The organism is Lacibacter sp. (genome assembly GCF_057361365.1).
The window spans coordinates 485,136-508,882 of record NZ_JBMQSG010000022.1 but is presented as its reverse complement, the minus strand read 5'-3'; the positions used below and the strand labels follow the sequence as shown (position 1 = coordinate 508,882).

Below are 23,747 nucleotides of genomic sequence, written 5' to 3'. Positions count from 1 at the left end.
CCTAAACGATCAACATGGCAAACGCAACACTTAAAAAGATAGCCCAGGTATTGGATATCAGTATTTCTACTGTATCAAGGGCCCTGAAAAATCATCCCGATATATCCCAGGTAACAAAGCAAAAGGTGATGGAGCTTGCCGAAACACTCGAATATGAGCCCAACGCCGTGGCGGTGAACCTCCGCAGCAAGAACACAAAGGTGCTGGGCATTATGATTCCCTCCATTACCAACAATTTTTACGATTCGTTTATTGATGCAGTAGAAGAAGAAGGAAAACAGCTGGGTTACTCTCTGATGATTCTTCAAAGTGGTGATGACCCAGCAGTTGAAATTGAGAATCTAAGAATCTACCGGCAAAACAGGGTGAGTGGTGTATTTATTTGTCTGGCTAAAGAAACAACAAACATGGAGGCGTTTCATAAAATGAAAGATGCGGACATACCGGTTGTTTTTTTTGACAAAGTGCCTGATGATGATAGTTACAACAGGGTTTGTCTTGCAGACAAAGAGGCAGCGGTAATGGCTGCAGAGGCGTTACTAAAAAAGAACAAAAAAAATATACTGGGTATTTTTGGCGATGCACATATATCAATTACCAAACGCAGGCTGAAAGCGTTTGAGCAAACAATCACTACTAATAAAAATGCTACTCTTTCAATTCAACATGCGGGCAATGTTGAAGAGGCAGAAACAATTGCAAACAGCTATTTCCAGTTAAAGAAACAACCCGATGCTGTTTTTTGTATGAGTGATGAAATACTGATGGGCGTAATGAAAACAATACAAAAACGAAAGATCGATGTACCTCAACAAACAAGTATTATCACATTGAGTGATGGCTTTTTCCCAACATTGTATTACCCGGAGATCACTTACATTGAAACAAGCGGCTATCGGTTGGGCAAACTTGCCTGCGAACGAATGATGCAATGTTTACAAGGGAAAGAAGAAGCGAAAGAAATATATGTGAGTTCCCGTTTTGTGGATGGTGGCTCTTTATAACACTTCGGTCTTTTTCTTTTGCTCATTCACTTTCACCCGCAGCCTGATCAACAATCCTGTTATTAAAAAATAGATGCTCCCTATTTTATCTGTTTCTATTAAATCGCTCAACAGGTTTAGTGTCACAATCATGCTTAGTACCACGGCGCACAACATAGCAAGTGATCGTTCAAACGGATCCTGCAAGGTATGGTAGGCCTTTACTGCAATAGCAAACATGTAAATAAACAACCCCATTAAAATAATCAGCCCGGGCAAACCTTGTTCAATAGCAACCAGTAAAAAATAATTATGCACCGAGGATCTTTCTTCGTTACTGCTTACCCATGTTTTAAAAGAAGATGTAGTGTATGATTTGTAGTAAGTAGTGAAGCTATTAGGTCCAAAGCCGTGTATCTTTTCTTCATTCAGCATTTTAAACCCGGCTATCCAACGATAGAATCGTTCCATCGTCGACATATCTTTTAATGTATAGGTAGCCTCCAGGTGTTCATTTAGCTCTGTATGTTGGGTAGTGGTATTGAAGTCGGGTGCAAATTTTAAATAGTTATCATTTTGCATCAACCAGAATAAACTTGCAGCAGTTATTAATAGAGCTGTAAATATCAGCGTTAATAAAAATCGATATTTAACTGCAATCCATGTTATCAGTCCCGTGATAAGACAAAGCCATGCCCCCCGTGAATAAGCAAAGAGTAATGCAATTAGAAAAACAATGATGCAGGCGATTATCCAACTGCGCAACTTTTTTAAAGAAAAATAATACCACATTAATAAAATGGGGAAGAGGCAAACAATTAGTGCCGAATAATTCACGTGGTTACGAAAGAAGGGATCCAGCGTTGAGTTAATTGATTCAAATGAAAAATCTTTTGCTGCATGACGTACCAAGCTTGTTATAATTGGGATCAGCATGGAAAAGATCAACGCTTTTGATGCTAGTTTGAAATCATCTTTTGTGCGAAGAAAAATTAATCCGCCAATAACAAATGCTAAAAGAAACCATGTTTTTGCAAGACTGTATTTTATACTCAGCCAAATTTCGTGGGAAAAAAAAATCGTCACCAGCAGCCATAGAAGTTGCAGTAACAACAACAACACAATGCTGCTTTTTAATAGCTCTTTAGGCAGCAGGTTTTGTTTTAAAATTAACAACAGCACTAATGATCCGGCAAGTATAAGCATCATGGGTTCATCTGGCAGGTCAGTAGAGAGTGTATCGGTAATGGAAAACTCTGTTGATAGTGGAATGGAAAAGAGCAATGCAAAAAAAAGGTAGCGTAGATTTCTTGCAAAGACCAATATAGCCAGTGCAGCAAAAGGTAACAACAACAGAACTATTTCATCAAGAACAATACCTGCAACAAAGCAAAGCAATGCTACAATAGCTGGTAACCACCAACTCATAAAATCCTGTTTTGAAAAAGAGAATTGCATGTCAGCTCATCTTTTTTCGTGACCGCCAATCGATAAACAACAAAAGCAGAACTGAAAATATAAAGGAGAGCACGGCTGCCATGGCCATTCCTGCCAGCACCTTCGGTTTATCTTTCGTTAAAGCAGGGAGTGCTTTTTCAATTTCAAACAAAGCACTTACTTCATTAATGCTGGTATTAAATTGCTGCATTAACTTTTCTGTTTCATTCATGCGGGTTATCGCATCAGCTTTACGTGCAATAGACAAAGCATCATTTTTTGCCTGCAACTGTAGTTCTGTTTGCTGAAGACTATCTTTCTGTACATTCAGGTCGTGTTGCAATTTGCGAAGTATCTCAAGCTTCATATTATTTACCGAAGCAATACTCTTTGCATTTATTCTCGCCACAACAGCATTGGCCATTTTAGCTGCGAGCTTGCTGTCCGTGTCCCAAACTTTTATAGTTACATGGCCAAACTCATTTTTGCGGATGCGGGTGTTTTTCTTGTATTTAGTAGTCGCTAAATATTTAGCGTTTTCGTGGGTTGAATTTATTTCATAGTGTTTTATGAGATCAAAACTATCGACTATAAACCGGTTCATTTCTTCGGTACCGGCAAGCGCCATTAATCGTTCGTTGTCCAACTCGCCACCATAATATAGATATTCCTCCCAAAACTGCGTGCGGTAAATATTAGAACGATCTCCAAGATTAGGATTAGCTGCTGTAAATACCGCCGTACTGAGGTAAGACGGTTTTTTAAAATAAAGAATGCCACCAGTAAGCAAGGTAGCAACAACAACCAGCAGCACACACTGCATCCAACGTTTACGGAGTACATCAAATACAATATCTAAATTCATATGCAGTAGATTCAAAAGAAAATATAGAACGATTAAGATTGGGCAATATCCCGAACCACTTCCACTTTGCGGTTAAAACTTTCATCAAGGGAAATAAATGTTTCGGTACGTTCAATCCCTTTTATTTTTTGCAAAGCATCATGCAAAACAAAACGAAGTTGATTGATATCCTTACACACCACTTCAATAAACATACTATAGTTACCTGTTGTATAATTGAGCCGAACGATTTCTGGTATTTTCCTGAGGTCTTTTGCAACCGTATCATACAACGAACTTTTTTCAAGGAAAATTCCCACGAAAGCAGTGATGTCATACCCTAAGGCTTTCAGGTCAACATTCAATTTGGTTCCTTTTACAATACCATGTTCCTGCAGTTTTTTGATGCGTACATGAATGGTGCCGCCCGATACAAATAGTTTTTTACCCAAATCGGCATAAGATATCTGGGCATCTTCCATCATTTCCGATATAATCTGGAGGTCGAGTTTGTCAAGATTCAATTTAGCGCCCATATTACCATCTTGTTTTAAAATAATTTCAATATTAAGAATAACATTTTGAAAACTGTCAAAAGTTTTAAAATTTTTGTTTGAAATTGTTCAATAAACTGCGAATATGCTTTAATATTGCACTGTAATCGTTCTTTGAACAACATACTGTGGAGTGATGAAATTTTCGGCAGACATGCCCTCTCGTCTCGGGGGTGGAGATAACAGGATAAAGTCCGGCAACGGAACTAACTGCTCCGTGGAGGTTCGACCCCTCCCTCTACAGCAACAACAAACTCAAGATACAAAACCATTGCTTATGGATTTTGATCTGGTGGTTTTTAAGTAGTTCTTTTTACACTGTGGGGTGATGAAATTTTTGGCAGACATGCCCTCTTGTCTCGGGGGTGGAGATAACAGGATAAATATAGCATAGAGCCGTTTGGTTAGCAATAACCACTCGACCAGGGTCGACCACTGAACTTTGTGCTACAACTAACTGCTCCGTGGAGGTTCGATCCCTCCCCCTACAGCTTTTTTTCGGTTGCTTACCATACCGATCAACTCTGTTCCGTACAGATTTTTCTCATGCTTTTTTTACGATTGCCTTTTGTTTTTACAAAGGGCTCTTTCGTTTTAGTACCAATCAGTTACGTTAAATTATCACTCGGCTAATATCTTCTCTTTTTTCGTTTTACAAAGTCACTGTTTAAGCGGGAAATTCTCCCAAAAAATCACTTCCCTAATTTTCAGTAGTTGGCCGTTTAGTTGGCCTTATCAACTCGATTCCTTAGAATTCCCCCCTTTGTGAATTGATGCAGTCATATCCGCAACTGCCATAAGTCAAATGGTTCTCAGCAGCAGCCACTATTTCTCTGTAAAGAAGATTTGTTTCATCAAAAACAGAATCAATTTCGAAATCTCCCCTTTGTGGGTTGTGATCTATTGAAATCACAAACTTTTTAGGTAAACCAGGTATTTGATCCTGAACCTTGAAAGTATATGCTCCGTGTGTAGGAGTTGGTTTTTTAGTTGATTCATAGTAAACATCAATGCGATGCATGTTACCGTTGTAAGGGAAATCCATTCTAAAACGTAATTGGTTCATATTGTTTTTCACAAATTTCCTTTACTACAAATAAACCATCCCTCTTTTTAGGGTATGAAGTATTACATCCGATTGTCAGGAGGCAGTTGATGAAAAATTCAGAAAGGCAGGACTGCAACAGGATGACTTCTTTTCTGTTTATTGTTATTCGATAAATGGGTCAATTTTTTGTCCTTTTTGAATTAGAATGGCTGTGGTTTCTTTGATCTCTAAACGAATAACACCGGCCTTAATAGTTGAATAATTGTTGAAATAAGCAATCAGGTAGGAGTGAGATTTGTTGTCGCAATTACACCCGGTCGCCTGTCCTTTCCCGTTTGAAACCGATTTGTTTCTTTTGACAATCGGTTGCTGATCATTCGAAGACATCTAACCTATTTATGGTTGAGAGGTTGACGAAAAATGAGGGTAGTGGGTTATGAAGTAAGACTTTTGTCTTGGTCCAAAAGCCAGCGACTGATCTTGGCCACCCTGCAGAAGCGGTTGAGAAATTATGCCATGAATGACGAGATGAACTATGTGAAGGTGCCAAATCCTGTTCTTTGACATATTGATTGAGAAAGTGAACGACCATTCTTAATTAAAAAAAGCAAAATAGCTTCACTTCGGTTGTTGATCCCGGTTAGTGACATTTTCGCATGTGTGAACTCTGAAACTCAAATATAACAGGGTAAAGGGTTTTACTAATAGATGTCAAATTTTTTTTTTACAACTTTTGCTCTTTTGTCAGGTTTAAAACTAATAATCCACACGGAAACACTTGTCTGTATTGCGTTTGCACCTGATTTACACAGTCTGTGTATATCTCAGACTGTGAGTGTATTGTTTGAAAAAGTAATATTGTATTCGTTCGTCTAACGAAACAGCTCTTTTACATACACAAGGTGTATAAAAGTAAAAGCCCTCATCGGTCAAATGAGGGCGAAGAAATTTACTTTGGATAACGCACTTAACGGCACAATGATACGAACAGATATCATTCGTTACTCCAGGTCGAATTCTTCACTTTCTCACATTTTGTTAATAAACCGCTTAAACCAGCATTAAGCCGGTTGTTTAGACTGCATTTGCTTAAATGGAAAGGATTTCTTTACTTTGAAATTCTGGAAATTTATAGTTTCACTTCGAGAAGGCGTCACGTTCTCAATCGGAAATGTGAAGACGGCAAGAAGTAAATTTTTAAGCCTCAGTCTAATCAACTGGGGCTTTTGTTTTTACGATACTCAAAAATTTAAATGTATGGCTGTAATGCCATTAAGCAACCAGGGCTGCTGTGAAATGCCCCGATCATTCACCAAACGCAAAAGTTAAAACTATGGTTTCCAGAAACCCGTCAGTTTGTTCTCATTGCGGTCACCCAAAAACAAAAGAAGTCTTCTGTAGATTCAGAAGATGGAAAGGAAAGATCCACTTCCCTAAAAGTGGCGAATTCTTTCACTTTTTTGTTTGTGACTGTCAAAAGAACAAATAAGGAAGCAGGTGTTCCCTCGGAGTGATTAACCGAGGCTAAGCCGACTGGGAGCTCAAGAGGGATTCTTGAGCTCCCTTTTATTTTACAAACGTAATACTACAACAATTGTTCCCTTTCAACGATAGGAAAGATATCTACACGATGTGAATTCTATATAATTGGGTAGATGTACGTTGATTTTCAGTATTTAATCCAGCAATTCTGATTAAACTTTTAGATTCAGCATTTACATTCTTAAAACATAAATTATATTAAAAAGAAAAAAACATGGGCATTTCATCTCGCTATCAATTTCAAAATGAAGAAGGCGAATTACTCTTCATAACCTACCAACATGATCACCTTCGCAGCGTGAACCCTCCTCTCAACAAAGAATTTGACGAGCATTTTCTACGAGTGGGCGAAGACGTGACAATTAATAACGTGAAATACAGAATTTGCAAGTTCTTTATTGTAATTCATCAACAAACCTACTTTCCGCAAAATGACATTGGGATTAGAACTGTTGAGGTTGGGGATGTGCAACCATACAATACCACAGTTACTATTATTGTTCAGCAGATTCCAGTGGCATAAAAATTAGCATTAAGTACCAGGCGTTGTTGGCACCGGTCCTAAATCTTATTGTCTTGGGCCTGTGGCTCTTCAGTTATCTCTTGATTGATTTGTTCCAATTCTTTAATCAGATGAATGTCAACGCCTGATTTTGCAGCTATGTTTAACAGAATGCGGTTCTGAAGACTTAACTGCTTTTCTCTGGTCTTCGTTCCTGCTGCGCCTTTAATGATGTAGTAAAAAATAATCAGCGCAATAATGCTGAGGAAGATACATAAGATTAAATATTCTGTGTCCATACAAGTGTTTTTGGGTTTATCAACTTTGATCTGTTATAGGCAAGATAAAAAAGTATGCGGTCTTTTCAAACAGGTGCCGCACCCTGTTTGTTTGGCTAAGCAGCTTCTCTTTGACTTAACTCCTCCTTAGCTTCATACATGAAAGGAATTAATTGCAAAGTCCAGTGAATGCCTTGGTGAAGGTTTAAATAATATTCGTTTACAAAGGACTCTTTTGTTTTTGGACCTTTCGTATTTGTTTTTCCCTCACGCCCTACCTTTGCCCGCTATGGGACAAAAAAAGCTCATCCGTTTTGCTGAAATAGAAACCTTCCCCAATGTGTTGCAGTATCCGCAGGATATGAAAGGAAAGTGGAATGATTTTTTTAAGAACGATCAGCCCATTACGCTTGAACTGGCTTGTGGTAAAGGCGAATATGCAGTTGGCCTGGGCCGCTTATATCCACAACGGAATTTTATTGGTATCGATCTCAAGGGCAATCGCATTTGGGTGGGTGCAAAAACAGCGTTGAAAGAAAACTTAGGCAATGTTGCGTTTGTACGTTCGCAAATAGACCAGGTAACAAACTATTTTGATACTGGCGAAGTAAGTGAAATATGGATCACCTTCCCCGATCCGCAACTTCGTGCATCAAAACATAAAAAGCGTTTAACTCATCCCAAATTTTTACGTGCCTACCAACAATTGCTAAAGCCGGGTAGGCTCATTCATTTGAAAACAGATTCACCGGTGCTTTATAATTTCACCAAAGAAGTGATCCGTTTATTTGATCTGCCACTTCATTCTTCAACTGATGATCTGTATAAAGAACAAAACATAAGCGATGAACTAAAGATCAAAACGCATTACGAGGGTTTGGATATTGCGCAAAGCAACCGCATTCATTACCTGCAATTCAGTTTACCAACAACCCCTCTACCTGTTGAAAGCGATGCCTTGTTAAAACAGTGGGTGTTTGATACCGAGAAAGACTGAACGGTTTCCCTTTTTCTTAAACTAGTTTCAACAAATTCCTTTGCTGATGGTTAATCTGTATTACGCTAATAGCAAACACATGAAAAACTTGAAGGAAGAGGTGGATTTCTATTACGACCAAAATGACAACATTGTATTGACGGCAAAATACCATCTCGATAAAGGTTATTGCTGCGGGCAGGGTTGCAGGCATTGTCCTTACGACTATGAAGCAGTTCCGGAACCACGTCGTACCTTGGCAATAAAAGAACGCAACGATGCCTTCCAGAAAACAACCGCAACTTCCAAAAACAGGTAAAGCCAAAGAATATTCTTTTTTCCAGGATGTATATGATGTAGTGCGACAAATTCCAAAAGGTCGGGTTACATCTTATGGCGCTATTGCTGCCTATCTCGGTACCAAACTTTCTGCACGCATGGTGGGCTGGGCAATGAATGGCGCACATAAGGTAAAACCGAAAGTGCATGCACAACGTGTAGTAAACCGCAATGGCATGTTAAGTGGTAAAGCTCATTTCGAAACACCTACTCATATGGAAGAATTATTGAAGAAAGATGGTGTTACTGTAAAGAATGATATAGTGGTTGATTTTGAAAAGAGGTTTTGGGATCCTGCTGTTGAATTGGGATGATACTACTTTCTATATTTCTTTAGATATTCGTATAAATCGATATAATTTAAACAGTTTGTTCTTTGTTTCTCTTTGAAACAAATAGCAAAAATTATTTCATTTTCATTCTTGGAGTACTTTGAAACCACTCCCAGAAATTTACCATTGTTGACCTTCTCCGATTTTCTTAATCCTGAAATATCAATATTACCATAAGTAAACCATGCTTCGTTTGACTCAATCATTACAAAGTCTGATTCATCCATTTTAAAAAAGCTTTTTACAATACCCCCTAAAAACAGAATCGTATCCGTTAGGATTTTTATATACTGAACAGGGTTAACATAGCCAAGGTAAGGCTCAAAAAAGCTATGAATTTTTCCATGTTTAACAATGTAATTTGAAATAGCAATGGTATCAGGTTTAGATTGAGAAAATAACAAAAAACCATTTACCCAAAAAAGAGCGAGGAGAAATATCTTTTTGAAAGAGATTTGCATTTGCTTGATAAACGTAAACCGGATAGAGTGATTATTTATTAATATCATCAACCTTAAAAACCATCAAACAAGAATTCCTTTCAAATTTCACTGCCTTATATTACCTTCCAAATTCAAAACCTTACAAAGTATGAGAAAGACTGCATGCCTGTTTGCCATCCTCGGCATTTCAGGTTCACTTGCTGCGCAACAACCGGCAAAAGACACGGTTAAAAAAGATACAATGCCTTACACGGCATTCGCCAAACTTCCTCTCAAACCCGAACGTACCATTAAGTTCACCGCTAAAGAAGGCACATGGATGAGTGTAGATGTTAGCCCCGATGGACAAACCATTGCTTTTGATTTGATGGGTGATATTTATACAATGCCTGCAGCTGGTGGTAAAGCAACAGCTGTTACAAAAGGTATTGCTTATGAAACACATCCACGTTTTAGTCCTGATGGAAAGAAAATTCTTTTCACCAGCGACAGAAGTGGTAGTGACAATATCTGGTACATCGATACAGAGAAGAAGGACACGGTGCAGTTGACAAAAGATCCAACAGAAGATTTTCCTGCAGCTATTTGGACGCCCGATGGTAATTATATTATTGCAAGTAAAGGTCGTCGTATTCCAAAGCTTTGGTTGTATCATAAAGATGGCGGCGGCGGTACACAGATCTACGATGGTACAGCAAAGACTATTGATCCGTTTGTAAGTGCCGATGGTAAATATGTTTACTACAGTCAACGAAATGGTTCATGGAATTATAATGCATTGTTACCTCAATACCAGATCGGCACATACGATCGTGAAAAAGGGATTACAAATACCATCACCACCCGTTATGGTTCTGCATTTACGCCCACACTTAGTAAAGATGGACTGTGGATGGTGTATGGTAGTCGTTACCAGGATAAAACTGGTCTTGTTATACGCAATATGAAAAATGGCGATGAGCGCTGGCTTGCATATCCAGTGCAGCGTGATGAACAGGAAAGTATTGCACCACAAGGTGTATTACCCGGCATGGCGTTTACACCTGATAGTAAGTTTCTTGTTGCAAGTTATGGTGGTAAGATCTGGCGCATACCAGTTGATGGAAGCAAAGCAACGGAGATTGCATTTGAAGCCGACCTCGCTTTAGAAATGGGCCCCCGTTTATATTTCAATTATGCGGTAAAAGATACGAGCGCTGCAATGGCTACTCAAATTCGTGATGGTGTTCCTAGTCCTGATGGAAAGAAATTTGCATTTACTGTGCTCAATCGCTTATACGTGATGGATTATCCAAACGGAACGCCGAAGCGTGTAACGAATAACAATTTCACAGAAGCAATGCCTGCATGGAGTCCTGATGGAACGCAGCTTGTGTTTGTAACATGGAACGAAACGGAAGGAGGTAATTTATACAAAGCGACGATTGGTGCTAAACCAACCATTACAAAACTTACAACAGAGCCGGGCTTTTATATGCAGCCGGCGTGGAGTTATAACAACCGCATTGCATTTTTTAAAGCGCCCATGCGTTTATTTAAGGATGCAGAAGATCCTTTTTACAGTGGTGCAGAAGCAGATATTGTTTGGATGAATGCAACAGGAGGGCCATTAACGAAAGTCGACTTAACCGTTAACGCTGGTAATATTCACTTCACTAAAAATACAGATCGTATTTATTTGAATGGCGGTGGCGGCACATTGATCTCCTGCCGTTGGGATGGAACCGATCTTAAAACACATGTGCGTGTTACGGGAATTACAACTTACGGCACTGTTGCAGATGCGGATGATGATCATTCAAACCATGAACATTCTTCAGGCACCGCAAACGATGTTAACTATGTAATGGGTAAGCCGATCATGAAAACAACATCGGTGAATTATTGCATGCTGCCCGAAGGTGCAAGCAACCGTGAACCACAAAACCTGCCATCATCTGCAGCCATTATTCTTATGGCACCTGAAGGTAACAGAGCATTGGCACAAGTAAACAACAATGTGTACGTCGTTACAATTCCGCAAACAGGAAAATTGCCAACTATTAATGTTGCTGATCCTTCGTTCAGCAATTTTCCTTCAAGACAACTTACAGAAATTGGTGGCGAGTTTCCTGCATGGGAAGCTGATGGAAAGAAAATACATTGGAGTTTAGGTAATGGTCATTGGGTGTATGATGTTGATCGTGCACAGTTTGTTGAAGACTCAGTGAAGGCTGCAAAGAAGATCGAAACACAAAAAGCAGCCGACAGTGTAAAAGCGTTACTTGCACTTGGACCAGATGCAAAAAAACTGGCTGATTCTTTAGCAAAGAAAAATGCAGACTCAATTGCTGCCATTTTAAAGACAGATACTGCACGTGCAAAACGTGAGGCATTAGCTAAAGAAGAATTGAAGAAGAAAGAAAAATATTCGCCTGCCGAAACGCAAGTGAAAGTGTATTATCAAAAAGATCTGCCAACAGGAACAATGCTGTTGAAAAATGCACGCATTGTTACTATGAAAGGCGAAGAAGTAATTGAAAATGGTGATGTGCTTGTTGTTAACAATCGTATTAAAGCCGTTGGTAAAACCGGAACACTCACTGTACCAGCCGGTGCAAAAGAAATTGATTGCAGTGGCAAAACTATTACACCAGGTTTTGTAGATACCCATTCGCACATGTGGACTTATTGGGGTTTGCATAAAAACACATCATGGATCTATGCAGCCAATCTTGCTTATGGTGTTACCACAACAAGAGATCCGCAAACAGCAGTTACTGATGTATTAACATGGAGTGATATGGTGGAAGCAGGACAAATGCCTGGCCCACGTGTGTACAGCACTGGTCCTGGTGTTGGTTTCTGGATGTATAATTTAAAAAGTCTTGATCAAACTCGTAGTGTGTTGAAACAATACAGCAAGTATTACAACACACAATACATTAAGATGTATCTCGTAGGTAACAGGCAGCATCGTCAGTGGGTAATTATGGCTGCGAAAGAACAAAAGCTGATGCCAACAACGGAAGGTGGCCTCGATTATAAATTAAACATGACACAATTGTTTGATGGCTATCCGGGGCATGAACATGCTATTCCTATTTTCCCCTTGTATAATGATGTAACAAAAACAATTGCCGAAAGTAAAATGGCCTACACACCAACATTACTTGTTGCATATGGCGGACCTTGGGCTGAAAACTATTATTATACAACAGAAAGTCCTGTTCACGATAAGAAGCTTAACTTCTTTACACCTTACGAAGAGATGAGTGCAAAATCCCGTCGTCGCGCAGGTGGTTTGGGTGGATGGTTTACACCTGAAGATCATGTGTTTAAAAAACATGCACAATCAGTGAATGGCGTGGTTCAGCAAGGTGGACTTGCAGGTATTGGCAGTCATGGTCAGTTACAAGGGCTCGGTTATCATTGGGAAGTATGGAGTGTTGCCAGTGGTGGTATGAGCAATCTTAATGCGTTACGCACCGCAACTATTCTTGGTGCAACTGCATTAGGTCTTGATAAAGAGCTCGGCAGTATTGAAGAAGGTAAACTTGCTGATATTGTGATCATGGATGCAAATCCATTGCAGAACATCCGCAATACGAACACCATTCGCTATGTAGTGAAGAACGGAAGGCTGTATGATGGCAATAATTTGGATGAAATATATCCCACGCCACGTAAAATGGATGCCGGTAGCTGGACGAAGACAGCACCGAAAGTAACAACAGAAGTGAAGGAATAAAAATAAGCCCTGAATAAACAAAAGCCCCATCAAAATGAGATGGGGTTTTTTTGTAGTTAAATGTTAGCTGCTTTACAGATTCACTCCAATAAAGCAACCTTTATCAATTTGTTTATCCAATGGTGACCAAAATTTTTTTATAAGGTCTTTTAAAAAAGTGTTTTTACTTATACCTTGTATATCTCTTAGTCATCATCCCTTAAACAAAACAACACATGAGAAAATTCAAACTTCTCAAGCTATTATTTAGCTTGTTTTTCCTCATTCCATTGTGCATGCAGGCGCAAACGAGGAAAGTAACCGGTAAAATTTTGGATGAACAAGGCGAGCCGGTTTCTTTTGCCACGGTTTCAGTGAGAGGCACATCCAAAGCAGTGGTATCGGATGTCAATGGCGTTTTTACAATCGAACTTACTGCAAATCAAAAAACACTACTTATCAGCTCAGCAGGCTTTCAAGATATAAGTGTTGATGTTTCATCAGGCAATGAAATAAATGTAACGCTCAAAGCTGGTACTTCTTTAGGTGAAGTAGTAGTTACAGCCTTGGGAATTACACGTAAACAAAAATCGCTGGGTTATTCCACACAAATGGTGAATGGAGATAATTTAACCTTAACCAAAGAACAAAATGTTATTGGTTCGCTTGCTGGCAAAATAGCTGGTGTGCAGGTTGTTGGTGCATCGGGCGCAAGTATGGGTGGAACACAAAAAATCAAAATTCGTGGCGTAAATTCCCTCAATGGTAATGATCAACCGCTCATGGTTGTTGATGGTACGCCTATCTCCAATTCAAACTTTGCAGGATCCACAGGCAATGGACCTGACCTCGGTAATATTTCACAGGACATTAATCCGGATGATATTGAAACCGTAACGGTATTAAAAGGACCAGCTGCGTCTGCTTTATATGGTATAAGAGGTCAGTATGGTGTAATACTTGTCACAACAAAAAAAGGCAAAAAGGGTCCTAAAAAAATTGATGTGCAGTATAGCTCTGCCTTCTCAATGGAAAAGGCCGGCAACTTCATGCCTTTGCAGAATATTTATGGTGTTGGCAATAACCAGACTTTTCTAACATTAACGAATGGCGACAAATATGTAAATGGTAATGATGAAAGCTGGGGACCAAAAATGGATGGTACGCCTGTAAGAATGTACTTCAGCTTTTACCCGCAAGATGCGGAGTTTGGAAAGCTTACTCCATTTGTACCACATCCTACAAACGTGCAGGATTATTTTGAAACAGGGCACACAATCAATAACAATCTTTCAGTTGCAGGCGGTAACGAAAACATCACCTTCCGTTTAAGTTATACCAATGCAATTATCAAAGGTGTAATGCCAGGCACTTCGTTAAAAAGAAATAACATAGGACTAAATACCTCTTTAGATATCACAAAAAAACTGACTGCCGGTGTAAATGTAAATTTTGCGAATAACCAGGCAGTACGTCCGTCGCAAGGATACCAGGGTACGGCAACAGGCCATGTGCAATGGTTTCAACGAAACATTGACATGAACCGTTTAAAAAATTACCGGTATGCAGATGGAACAATTATGAACTGGAATGTAAATCCAAATACAACAACTGGGATCATCACCAATAACAGGCCAAGCGATTGGAACAATCCGTACTTTGATGCATTTGCAAATAGTAACGAAGATAGTCGTGATCGTGTTTTTGGTGATGTGAACTTAAGTTACCAGGTTATTCCCGGTCTTAAACTAAGCACCTTCCTTCGTGCAGATATATACGCACAACATATTTCACATAAAGAAGCATTAGGAGGAAGGCTTGATGAAGGCTTTTCTACTGCAAAATACCAGAGCAAAGAATTTAACTATGAACTTCTTGGGCAGTATACAAAACAGTTGGGCAATGTTTCCATGAACTTAAATGTTGGTGCTAATAAATACACGGTAGATTTTACAAGCGTTGGCGGTAATACTGTTGGCGGATTGGTAAGCCCGGCCTTTTACAGCTTGTCAGGATCAAGAGACCGGCCCAATGTTTTTTCCACCATCAGAAAAAAAGAAATAAGAAGTGTTTATGCAATGGCTTCGTTTGGCTATAAAGATATTTATTTTTTAGACGCTTCCTTCCGTAACGATGTATCTTCTACGCTACCCGTGAATAAAAACTCTTATTCATATCCTTCTGTTTCTGCAAGTATGGTATTTAGTGAACTTTTGAATTGGAAGGCCTTGTCGTTTGGTAAGTTAAGAGCCAGCTACGCTGTTGCAGGTTCTGATCTTGCTCCTTATCAAACAGGAACAAGTTTCAGCCTTGGTACACCATACACAGCAACTGCAGGTTCAATTAATCCCATTACGGTTCCTAATAATTTAAACAATCCAGATATCGAACCATCATTTGCAAATGCGTATGAAGCGGGCATCGATCTTCGTTTTTTCAACAACCGCATTGGTATTGATTTTAGTTATTACCTGCAACAAAATAAGAACCAGATCATCTCGCTTAATGTGCCAGGTGCCAGTGGTTATTCTTCAACTGTTGTAAATGCAGGTCTGATTGAAAATAAAGGGTTCGAACTATCGCTCACCGGAAAACCGTTTGTTGGAAAACTATTCAGCTGGACTTCAACCTTAAACTTTGCCCGCAATCAAAGCAAGGTTAAAGAACTCTATCCAGGCATCGATATTTATCAACTGGACGCCAATACATATTCTAGCGTTTCTATTTTTCTGAATGCAGAGGTAGGTAAACCATTTGGCAGCCTTGTTGGCCAAGCTTATATGCGTGATCCTGCAACAGGTATGATCATGCTTGACGCTTCTAACCTGCCTATACATCAAACCAATTATAATTTTGGTTCTGTGCTACCAAAATTCACAGGTGGGTTTCTGAATAATTTCAGAATATGGAAGTTTGATCTTTCTGCTATGATCGACTTTCAATCGGGCGGTCAATTTTTCAGTTGGTCGAAAATGCTTGCTGTAAAATCGGGACAGGCAGCTGAAACAGCGGCAATGAACGATAAAGGTTTTAATGTGCGTGAACCGTTGGCAAATGGTGGAGGCGTAAGGGTTGACGGTATATCAAGTGCCACTGGTCAAAAAGTAACAGCTTATGTAGATGCACGTTCTTATTTCAGAAATACAATCGGCACACGTATTTATGAAGAATGGTTATATGATGCCTCTTACATTAAGTTGCGAGAAGTAAGCCTCGGTTATTCATTGGAACCAGAGCTATTAAAAAAGACACCGTTTAAATCAGCAAAGTTTGCTTTCATTGCACGCAACCCTGCAATGCTTTGGCAAAAAGCACCAAAAGGATTAGAACCTTCTGAGTTGTCTTACGGAAGTGGATCCATCAGCTGGCTGGAAAAAGGTGAATTTCAAACTGTACGTTCTTACGGCGTAAGCATCAACTTATCATTTTAAACTTATTGATCATGCAGAAAATAGTTAACACAATCTACACGTTGCTTTCAATTGTTGTATTGCTGGCAAGTTGTAAAAAGTTTGATGGCAGCATGAATATTGATCCCAACAATCCTACAAAGGCTTCGGGAACACAACTCATTGCCAATGCTCAACGATCGTTACCGGATATAAGCTCATCGCCTTTCGGTGTGCATTATCCGCAACATTTATCAAATACTTCGTTTACCGATAATTCAAGGTATACAACTATCAATTTTAATTTTTCCGGATGGTATACTGGTCCGTTAATGGATCTGGAAACGGTTCTTACTTCGCCGCTTGATGCCAACGAAGGGCCCATAGCAAACCAGATAGCAGTTGCAAAAATTCTCAAAGCATATTTCATTTGGCATGTTACAGACCGTTGGGGTGATGTTCCTTATTCAGAAGCGTTAAAAGGGAAATTGAATTTTACTCCAAAATATGATAAGCAGAAAGATATTTATGACAGTCTTTTTAAACTCCTCGATGACGCAAACGCTGCTATTGTTACCGGCAATATTAAGAACGACATTATGTATGGAGGCGATATTGGTAAATGGAAACGCCTGGGCAATACCATTCACATGCTGATGGCATTACGACTGAGCAAAATTGACCCGACAAAAGGTTCCGCAGAGTTTAATAAAGCTGTAACGAATGGGGTGATGGCAAATAACACAGATAATTTTGCTTATAATCATCTTGCCGATGCGGCGAATGAAAATTTCTGGTACAACCAGTTTACACGCCTGGGTAGAAACTGGTATGCTGTAAGCAAGCCCATGGTGGATTACATGCTTCCATTAAGTGATCCACGTCTACCCATATTTGCCAATAAAAACACAGCTGGCAACTACGTTGGTCTGGCTTACGGATTGCCGGGTTCAACTACAGTTGTCATTAATAATTTTTCATTACTTGGTTCAAGTATACGTTTACAGAACTCTCCTGTTTTTCTTGTTACCTATGCACAGGCTCTTTTTGCAAGAGCAGAAGCTGCAAAGCTTGGCTGGATTGCCGGCGGCGATGTAACGGCAAAAGCGAATTACGATCTTGCAATACAAAATTCCATTCTTCAATGGACAGGCAGCACAACTACTGTGGCTGCATACACTGCACAGACCGGTGTGGTCTACGATCCTGTTACTGCAATTCAACAGATAGCTACGCAACGTTGGGTCCATTTATTTTTACATGGATACGAAGCATGGGCCGAATGGCGCAGGGTCGGATATCCTGCTTTGGTTGCTGCTCCTGGTGCAAATGGCGATCTTATTCCGAGAAGAGAAGCCTATCCATTGATCGAACAATCGAACAATACAAAAAATTACAATGCAGCAGTAGCATCTTTTCCTCATGGGGGGACCGATGGTTTAAATACAAGAGTCTGGTGGGATAAACCTTGATAAAAAATATGAACACGTAGAAAAGCCGCATCACTTGATGCGGCTTTTTGTTTGTGCAACCGTTTGCCCTCGGCCGTCAGTAATGTTTCCTGTATTTTCAATCAATTAAAATGAATGTATGCAGGATGTAATTCAAATGACAGCTTCTAAAAAAGAAAGCAATCTTTTGCCGATGGTAATGATCTGTGCGTTGTTTTTCATTTTCGGGTTTGTAACATGGGCAAATGGTCCGCTCATTCCATTCTTTAAATTGTCATTTGGTTTAACTGATGCCCAGGCGTTTCTTGTTACATTCTCTTCTTACATGGCGTATTTCTTTTTAGCCCTGCCATCATCATGGATTTTAAAGAAGACTGGTTTTAAAAACGGGCTCATTGTTGGTATGTTCGGTTTATGCGCCGGTTCTTTATTATTTATTCCGGCCGCAAAAGCAAATTCTTTTGCATTATTTCTCACCGGGATATTTGTACAAGGTTCATCAATGGCTTTGTTGCAAACAGCAGCGAATCCGTACCTCACTATTATTGGCCCCATTGAAAGTGCCGCAAGGCGCATCAGCTTTGCAGGTATTTGTAATAAAGCGGCAGGTATTATTGTTCCACTTATAATGGGCACATTGTTTCTGAAAAACGTTTCCGGGCTTGAACAGCAAATTGAATCTGCTTCGGGCGTACAAAAAGAACAGCTGCTCCAGGAAATTTTAAGCAGGGTAAACACACCTTATATCGTACTCGCCATCATTTTTTTCCTGTTTGCATTGCTCATTAAGTTCACACATTTACCGGAAGTGCAGGTAGAAGAAGACGTTGTAGATGAAACAAGTGGCGAGGTAATTCATCATAAAAGTATTTTCCAGTTTCCGCATTTGTTCCTGGGTGCGTTTTGCATTTTTGTGTATGTAGCTGCTGAAGTAATGGCTGGTGATATAATTGGGGTGTATGGAAAATCACTAGGCATCAGTGCCGATATTGCAAAATTCTTTACGTCGCTTACGTTGGGCGGTATGCTGGTAGGTTATCTTATCGGCATTCTTACAATTCCCAAATATATAACACAACAAAAAGCGCTACGCATTTGTGCATTGCTCGGTATTGTGTTTAGCATTGCAGCATATTTCAGCAGTGGTTATGTAGCCGTTACTTTTATAGCGTTGCTAGGCCTTGCTAACTCGTTGATGTGGCCAGCTATTTTTCCTTTGGGTATTAGTCATCTCGGCAAGTTTACAAAAACTGGTTCTGCTATTATGATTATGGGTATTGCAGGTGGAGCTATATGGCCCATGATCTATGCTTATCTAAAAGATAATCTTCAACTCGATTTTCAATTGGCTTACTTCGTTGCCGTATTGCCGTGCTACTTATACATATTGTATTTTGCCGTGAGCGGACATAAAGCAGGATTGAAAAAGAAATACTCTGCTAAATAGAATTTACTTCAACCAACCATTGTATGAATAAAGAAATTTCAACCGTCAGCCGCCGGAATTTTCTTAACAATATCGGCAAAGCAGCTGCTATTGGTTCGGTTAGCCTTACAGGTATTCCTGTTGCTGCAAATGCATTAGTGCCACAAGAATCTGCAGTAGGTGAAGAACATATTTTTTTAACGAAACCTTACCTGCACAGTCTTGAACACAGTAGGATGGACGTTCGTTGGATCACCAATAAAAATTCCTACTGCTGGATAGAATACAATGAAGCTGGTCAATCTGTTCATAAAGCACATTCCATTTCTGATGGGTTGGTAAATGCAAACAGTAGGGTGCATGAAATAAAGCTAAAGGGTTTAAAACCGGGTGTTACTTATCAATATAAAATTGTAGCAAAAGAGATCAAAGACTTTCAACCGTATAAACTCGCCTACGGAGAGACGATCAATAGTGATACTTTTTCGTTCACAACATATAACCCCGCTGCAAAACAAACGCAATGGCTGGTACTCAACGATATTCATGACCGGCCTGCATCGTTTAACGATCTGATTAAACTAAATGGTAACGATCCTTATGATTATGTTTTCCTGAATGGAGATATGTTTGACTATCAAACAAACGAACAGCAGATCATTGATCATTTGCTTACTCCCTGCACCGGTTGTTTTGCTACACAAAAACCAATGTTGTTTGTGCGGGGTAATCACGAAACAAGAGGAAAATATGCACGGCAGTTGAAAAATTATTTTGCAGCACCACATGGAGCGTATTTCTCTTTTCAATCTGGACCGGTATTCACCATTGCACTTGATACCGGAGAAGATAAAGAAGATACACATCCTGTGTATGCTGGCATTGTCGACTTCGACCAGTTTCGCATTCAGCAGACTGCATGGCTTGAACAGCAATTAAAAACAAAAGCATACAAGAAAGCAAAATATAAAGTTGTGATGATGCACATTCCACCGTTTTATTCAGGAGACGCACATGGTGTAATGCATTGCAGAGAGTTGTTTTCCCCATTGTTTGATAAATACAAGATCGATCTGCTTATTTGTGGTCATACACATACTTACGGAGTACATCCTCCGGTTGCAGGTAAACATAGTTACCCCATTATCATTGGTGGCGGGCCTACTCCAGGTAAACGTACTCTCATTAAAGTAAAAGCAAATCAACAGCAGCTTGATGTTCTTATGCTCAAAGACGATGGATCCGAAGCAGGCGTTTATACTGTTGCTGCAAAAAAATAATAAAACCAAATCGCATAAAACAAAAAGCCGCATCAAATGATGCGGCTTTTTGTTTATTTAAATCTGTTATTCTTCTTCTTTAGGTGGATAGCTGATATTGATCAATCCTCTCCGGTTCTTCGCACGGCCATCAGCATTATCACGACCGTTGATGATTTCCATCTCCAGCGGACAACATTCACCAAACGATTCAAAACTGATGCGGGCTGAATCAACACCTTTCGCCATTAAATAATCAGCGCAAGCTTTTGCACGTTTATCAGAAAGCGCCTTGTTGTATTCAACTGAACCCAAACCATCGGTGTAACCACTAATCTGTACAACAGCACCGGGATGCTTCACAAGTATGTCATACAAGGAATCAAGCCTGAATGCCGCATCATCTTTAATGTTGTGTTTATCAAAATCGAAATACACCGTTACAACTGTTTCAGGTGTAAGAATAATTTTCCGATCGAGTACAATGTCTTTATTCGTAAACTTATCTGTGCTCCAGTTGGTTTCATCGGTATTTACAATAGAAATGTCGGTTTGTTTTTCGCTGTAACGATGTTTTGTTACCGTTACATTGCCTGTTACATCTGTATCCACTTCAATTGTATAACGGCCATTTGCATCAGTAGTTACTTTTTGTTGTTTACCGCCTGCAATTATTAATACCGTTGCATTACCCACGGGTTGGTTATCTTTTTTATCAATCACTAAACCTGTAAGTATTTTTTTCTTTGGAGCTTTACTTACAGTATAGGTTTCTAAACAACATTCTGATCCACGATCAGAACTAAACACAGCATTTTTTATGACTGATGATTTATCATTGGTATGATAATACACATCATCCCTGATTGAGTTAACCGGGTGTCCCATATTCTCTACCGATTTCCATGCAGCTTCCCAACCTTTAGCCGTGTAAAGATCAAAGCCACCCATTCCTTGTTTTCCGTTTGATGAAAATACAAGTGTGCTGCTATAGCTATGATAAAAAGGAGCCTGCTCATCTTTTACAGTATTGATAACAGTGCCCGTATTAACAGCTTCACCTGTTAAACCATCAACCTGCAAAGGCGCATACCAAATATCAAAACCACCTGCACCGCCGGGGCGATCAGATGCAAAGAATAAATATTTTCCATCAGTAGAAACATAAGGTTGTTTGCTGCTGTAGCCATCTGCATTTACTGATGCCAAGGCCACAGGTTCACTCCATCCTTCACCTTGTTTGGTTACGAGATAAATAGCAGCATCCTTCCTGCCGCTGCTTTGCTTCCATTGGGTGAAATAAATACGATTACCATCGGCACTTATACTTGCTGCTCCCTGGTTAATTACTGCATCATTGGTTGGCAACGAAACGCTCTCTCCAATTTTAAATTCATTATTTTCTAATGTTGCTGCAAATACACGACTATGATAAGGATTTACTCCGGCAGTTGCCGCTGTATCAGTTTCAGTGCTTGTAATCAAAAATTGATTGCCGCTTAAGGGAACTGCAGCAAATACACCTTTACCATTTCCGCCAGACAAAGTTGTTTTACGTAACGTATACATGACTGTATCAGGACGAACCAGTTGTCCTTTGATATATTTCAACGTCTGCAATTCATTTTCGGCTGCTGCTTTCAATGGATCGTTTGCAGTGACGTTACTAAGAAAACGATTGATGCTTTCTTCGGCGTCATCATACTTACCAAGACTACGTTGGCACACAGCATACCAATACAATGCACCTGCATATTTTGAAGGATCATTTTCTGCAACCGCTTTATAACGTTCAGCTGCCTGCGGAAAATAATTGGCCAGGCGAAAACTTTCTGCCTGTTTGTAAATGATATCATTTTTTGTAACGCCTTTACCCATTCCGCTTCCTTCACTGTTACGCTTGGCATTCAGTGGAAAATCGGCTTTGGATTTTTCTTTCACATCAGGTTTCAAAAATTGTTCATACAGCTGTGCGGCTGTATAATAGTCACCGGAGGCGTAATAAGCATTCGCCTGGACAATTCGTTTGTCTTGTGCCTGTGTTTGCACAAATAGTGTGCAGGCTATTGCAGAAAGTACAATTTTACCTGCAGCTTTATATACATTATTCATTGCAGAAGCTTTTTGTTGAAGAGAGATATTGGGATTCATTTTAAATTCTTTGGGTTTATCATTCACTTCATTACAATTATAAACGTGGGCAACGTATCCAGTCAAAAATGCTTCTTGTGCCGCTGCGTTTAATGTAAGAAAGACTTAATTCAAAACTGTTTACATTTCTTGTCATTGAACCAAGCTTTGATGCGTTCACATCATAACTTAACCCAACAATAAAATTTCTCCAGTCCACACCAACAAACGGTGCCACCGCATCTTTCAAACGATAGTAACCACCGAACATAAAGTCAGTTTCTTCATTTATGTTCAATTGTACATAAGTGCCTAGCATTGCTTCCATGGCTGTACCCTGTTGCATATACAACACATGCGGTACTATGCTGGTGCGTTCCGATAAATTAAAACTTAAACCACCGTGCAATACGTAACGAAGCGGAATAGTATTAAGACTTACACTTTGTGCTGAAATGATCGGATCTTTTGGACGATTGATGTGAAATACAGAAAGACCTGCAAATGCATTTGTTTTTTTATCAGGTGTTGCATCGTAATACAATACACCGGCTCCTGCATCAAACGTGGTAGAGCTTGTATTGGCAAACGATTCACTTGTTGAATTTGATGCGTTGTAACCAGTGATGGGATTCCATTGATCACCCCATTTGAATTTTGATTGATCGACTTTCCGATTGATCAAACCAGCTTGTATTGCAAGTACTAAACGATGATTATCATCGGTACCAAACTTTACACCAGTGTATGCAACCGAACCATAAGCATTGAAGTAGTTAAAACCACCATCACCTGCTTTTTGATTCATGAGGTTTATTCCAACTGCAATGTTTTTGTTTGTACGAGTATCAAACGACAAACCAGTTGTACTGTAAGGATTAGTTACACTTCCCCATTGGTTACGGTAAACAGCCGATACACGGTAATCGCCATCGCTTCCACCTGTCATTGCCGGGTTGGTATACATCGGGTAGGTGTAATTCTGCGTAAAATGAGGATCTGTCTGGGCAACCGATTGAAGCATGCCAAGCATAAAGAGACATGCTGTAAACAAACCGTGTTGTGTGATGAATTTATTTTTCATTATGAACAGATATAAGATTTT

General features: G+C 39.6%; 19 protein-coding genes. 10 read left to right on the top strand and 9 right to left on the bottom strand.

Annotated features, from left to right (window positions below):
- Positions 1-14: 14 nt before the first annotated feature.
- A complete protein-coding gene (locus ACO1QW_RS20460; protein WP_486261312.1) occupies positions 15-1,004 on the top strand; it encodes a LacI family DNA-binding transcriptional regulator in 990 nt (329 codons plus the stop codon).
- Here ACO1QW_RS20460 and ACO1QW_RS20455 read toward each other — a convergent pair.
- From ACO1QW_RS20455 to ACO1QW_RS20435, 5 genes are all read right to left on the bottom strand, one after another.
- Positions 999-2,411 carry an O-antigen ligase family protein gene (locus tag ACO1QW_RS20455; protein ID WP_486261310.1) on the bottom strand — a complete coding sequence of 471 codons (1,413 nt, stop codon included), beginning with the start codon at positions 2,409-2,411 and terminating at the stop codon, positions 999-1,001. The two genes, ACO1QW_RS20460 and ACO1QW_RS20455, sit on opposite strands and share 6 nt — an antisense overlap.
- Before the next feature lie 31 nt (positions 2,412-2,442).
- Positions 2,443-3,285 (bottom strand): hypothetical protein, encoded by an 843-nt coding sequence (locus tag ACO1QW_RS20450; protein ID WP_486261308.1) that lies wholly within the window; start codon positions 3,283-3,285, stop codon positions 2,443-2,445.
- A 32-nt stretch (positions 3,286-3,317) separates the two neighbouring features.
- The gene (locus ACO1QW_RS20445) at positions 3,318-3,800 is read right to left on the bottom strand and encodes an Lrp/AsnC ligand binding domain-containing protein (protein WP_486261306.1); all 483 of its coding nucleotides are present in this window, start codon (positions 3,798-3,800) and stop codon (positions 3,318-3,320) included.
- 766 nt (positions 3,801-4,566) lie between these two features.
- Positions 4,567-4,884 (bottom strand): hypothetical protein, encoded by a 318-nt coding sequence (locus ACO1QW_RS20440; protein ID WP_486261304.1) that lies wholly within the window; start codon positions 4,882-4,884, stop codon positions 4,567-4,569.
- 144 nt (positions 4,885-5,028) lie between these two features.
- On the bottom strand, positions 5,029-5,253 hold the full coding sequence (locus ACO1QW_RS20435) for a hypothetical protein (protein WP_486261302.1): 225 nt from the start codon (positions 5,251-5,253) through the stop codon (positions 5,029-5,031).
- Between the two features lie 1,369 nt (positions 5,254-6,622).
- Here ACO1QW_RS20435 and ACO1QW_RS20430 point away from each other — a divergent pair.
- Complete coding sequence (locus ACO1QW_RS20430; RefSeq protein ID WP_486261300.1) at positions 6,623-6,931, top strand: hypothetical protein; 309 nt, start codon at positions 6,623-6,625, stop codon at positions 6,929-6,931.
- Positions 6,932-6,969: 38 nt separating this feature from the next.
- On the opposite strand, the gene ACO1QW_RS20425 is transcribed toward ACO1QW_RS20430, so the two are convergent.
- On the bottom strand, positions 6,970-7,209 hold the full coding sequence (locus ACO1QW_RS20425; RefSeq protein WP_486261298.1) for a hypothetical protein: 240 nt from the start codon (positions 7,207-7,209) through the stop codon (positions 6,970-6,972).
- Positions 7,210-7,477: 268 nt separating this feature from the next.
- On the opposite strand from ACO1QW_RS20425, the gene trmB reads away from it, so the two are divergent.
- The 3 genes from trmB to ACO1QW_RS20410 all read left to right on the top strand — a co-directional run bounded on the left by trmB (position 7,478) and on the right by ACO1QW_RS20410 (position 8,817).
- Positions 7,478-8,185, top strand: coding sequence for a tRNA (guanosine(46)-N7)-methyltransferase TrmB (gene trmB, locus ACO1QW_RS20420; RefSeq protein ID WP_486261297.1), 708 nt, complete (start codon positions 7,478-7,480; stop codon positions 8,183-8,185).
- Between the two features lie 79 nt (positions 8,186-8,264).
- Positions 8,265-8,483 (top strand): C1orf53 family protein, encoded by a 219-nt coding sequence (locus ACO1QW_RS20415; RefSeq protein ID WP_486261295.1) that lies wholly within the window; start codon positions 8,265-8,267, stop codon positions 8,481-8,483.
- Positions 8,443-8,817, top strand: coding sequence for an MGMT family protein (locus tag ACO1QW_RS20410; RefSeq protein WP_486261293.1), 375 nt, complete (start codon positions 8,443-8,445; stop codon positions 8,815-8,817). Before ACO1QW_RS20415 ends, ACO1QW_RS20410 begins: the two co-directional genes overlap by 41 nt.
- Before the next feature lie 2 nt (positions 8,818-8,819).
- Here ACO1QW_RS20410 and ACO1QW_RS20405 read toward each other — a convergent pair whose 3' ends face one another.
- Entirely contained in the window at positions 8,820-9,296 is a 477-nt protein-coding gene (locus tag ACO1QW_RS20405; protein ID WP_486261291.1) for a hypothetical protein, read from the bottom strand.
- 130 nt (positions 9,297-9,426) lie between these two features.
- Between ACO1QW_RS20405 and ACO1QW_RS20400 the strand changes: the two genes are divergently transcribed.
- The 5 genes from ACO1QW_RS20400 to ACO1QW_RS20380 all read left to right on the top strand — a co-directional run bounded on the left by ACO1QW_RS20400 (position 9,427) and on the right by ACO1QW_RS20380 (position 20,533).
- Positions 9,427-13,008: an amidohydrolase family protein gene (locus ACO1QW_RS20400; protein ID WP_486261289.1), complete on the top strand. Its 3,582-nt coding sequence runs from the start codon at positions 9,427-9,429 to the stop codon at positions 13,006-13,008.
- A 215-nt stretch (positions 13,009-13,223) separates the two neighbouring features.
- Positions 13,224-16,418 carry a SusC/RagA family TonB-linked outer membrane protein gene (locus ACO1QW_RS20395; RefSeq protein WP_486261287.1) on the top strand — a complete coding sequence of 1,065 codons (3,195 nt, stop codon included), beginning with the start codon at positions 13,224-13,226 and terminating at the stop codon, positions 16,416-16,418.
- A gap of 11 nt (positions 16,419-16,429) precedes the next feature.
- Positions 16,430-17,848, top strand: coding sequence for a SusD/RagB family nutrient-binding outer membrane lipoprotein (locus ACO1QW_RS20390; protein ID WP_486261286.1), 1,419 nt, complete (start codon positions 16,430-16,432; stop codon positions 17,846-17,848).
- Between the two features lie 118 nt (positions 17,849-17,966).
- Positions 17,967-19,274 carry a sugar MFS transporter gene (locus ACO1QW_RS20385; protein ID WP_486261284.1) on the top strand — a complete coding sequence of 436 codons (1,308 nt, stop codon included), beginning with the start codon at positions 17,967-17,969 and terminating at the stop codon, positions 19,272-19,274.
- 23 nt (positions 19,275-19,297) lie between these two features.
- A complete protein-coding gene (locus ACO1QW_RS20380; protein WP_486261282.1) occupies positions 19,298-20,533 on the top strand; it encodes a purple acid phosphatase family protein in 1,236 nt (411 codons plus the stop codon).
- 66 nt (positions 20,534-20,599) lie between these two features.
- On the opposite strand, the gene ACO1QW_RS20375 is transcribed toward ACO1QW_RS20380, so the two are convergent.
- The gene (locus tag ACO1QW_RS20375; protein ID WP_486261280.1) at positions 20,600-22,663 is read right to left on the bottom strand and encodes an OmpA family protein; all 2,064 of its coding nucleotides are present in this window, start codon (positions 22,661-22,663) and stop codon (positions 20,600-20,602) included.
- Positions 22,664-22,700: 37 nt separating this feature from the next.
- On the bottom strand, positions 22,701-23,726 hold the full coding sequence (locus ACO1QW_RS20370; RefSeq protein WP_486261278.1) for a PorP/SprF family type IX secretion system membrane protein: 1,026 nt from the start codon (positions 23,724-23,726) through the stop codon (positions 22,701-22,703).
- Positions 23,727-23,747: the final 21 nt, after the last annotated feature.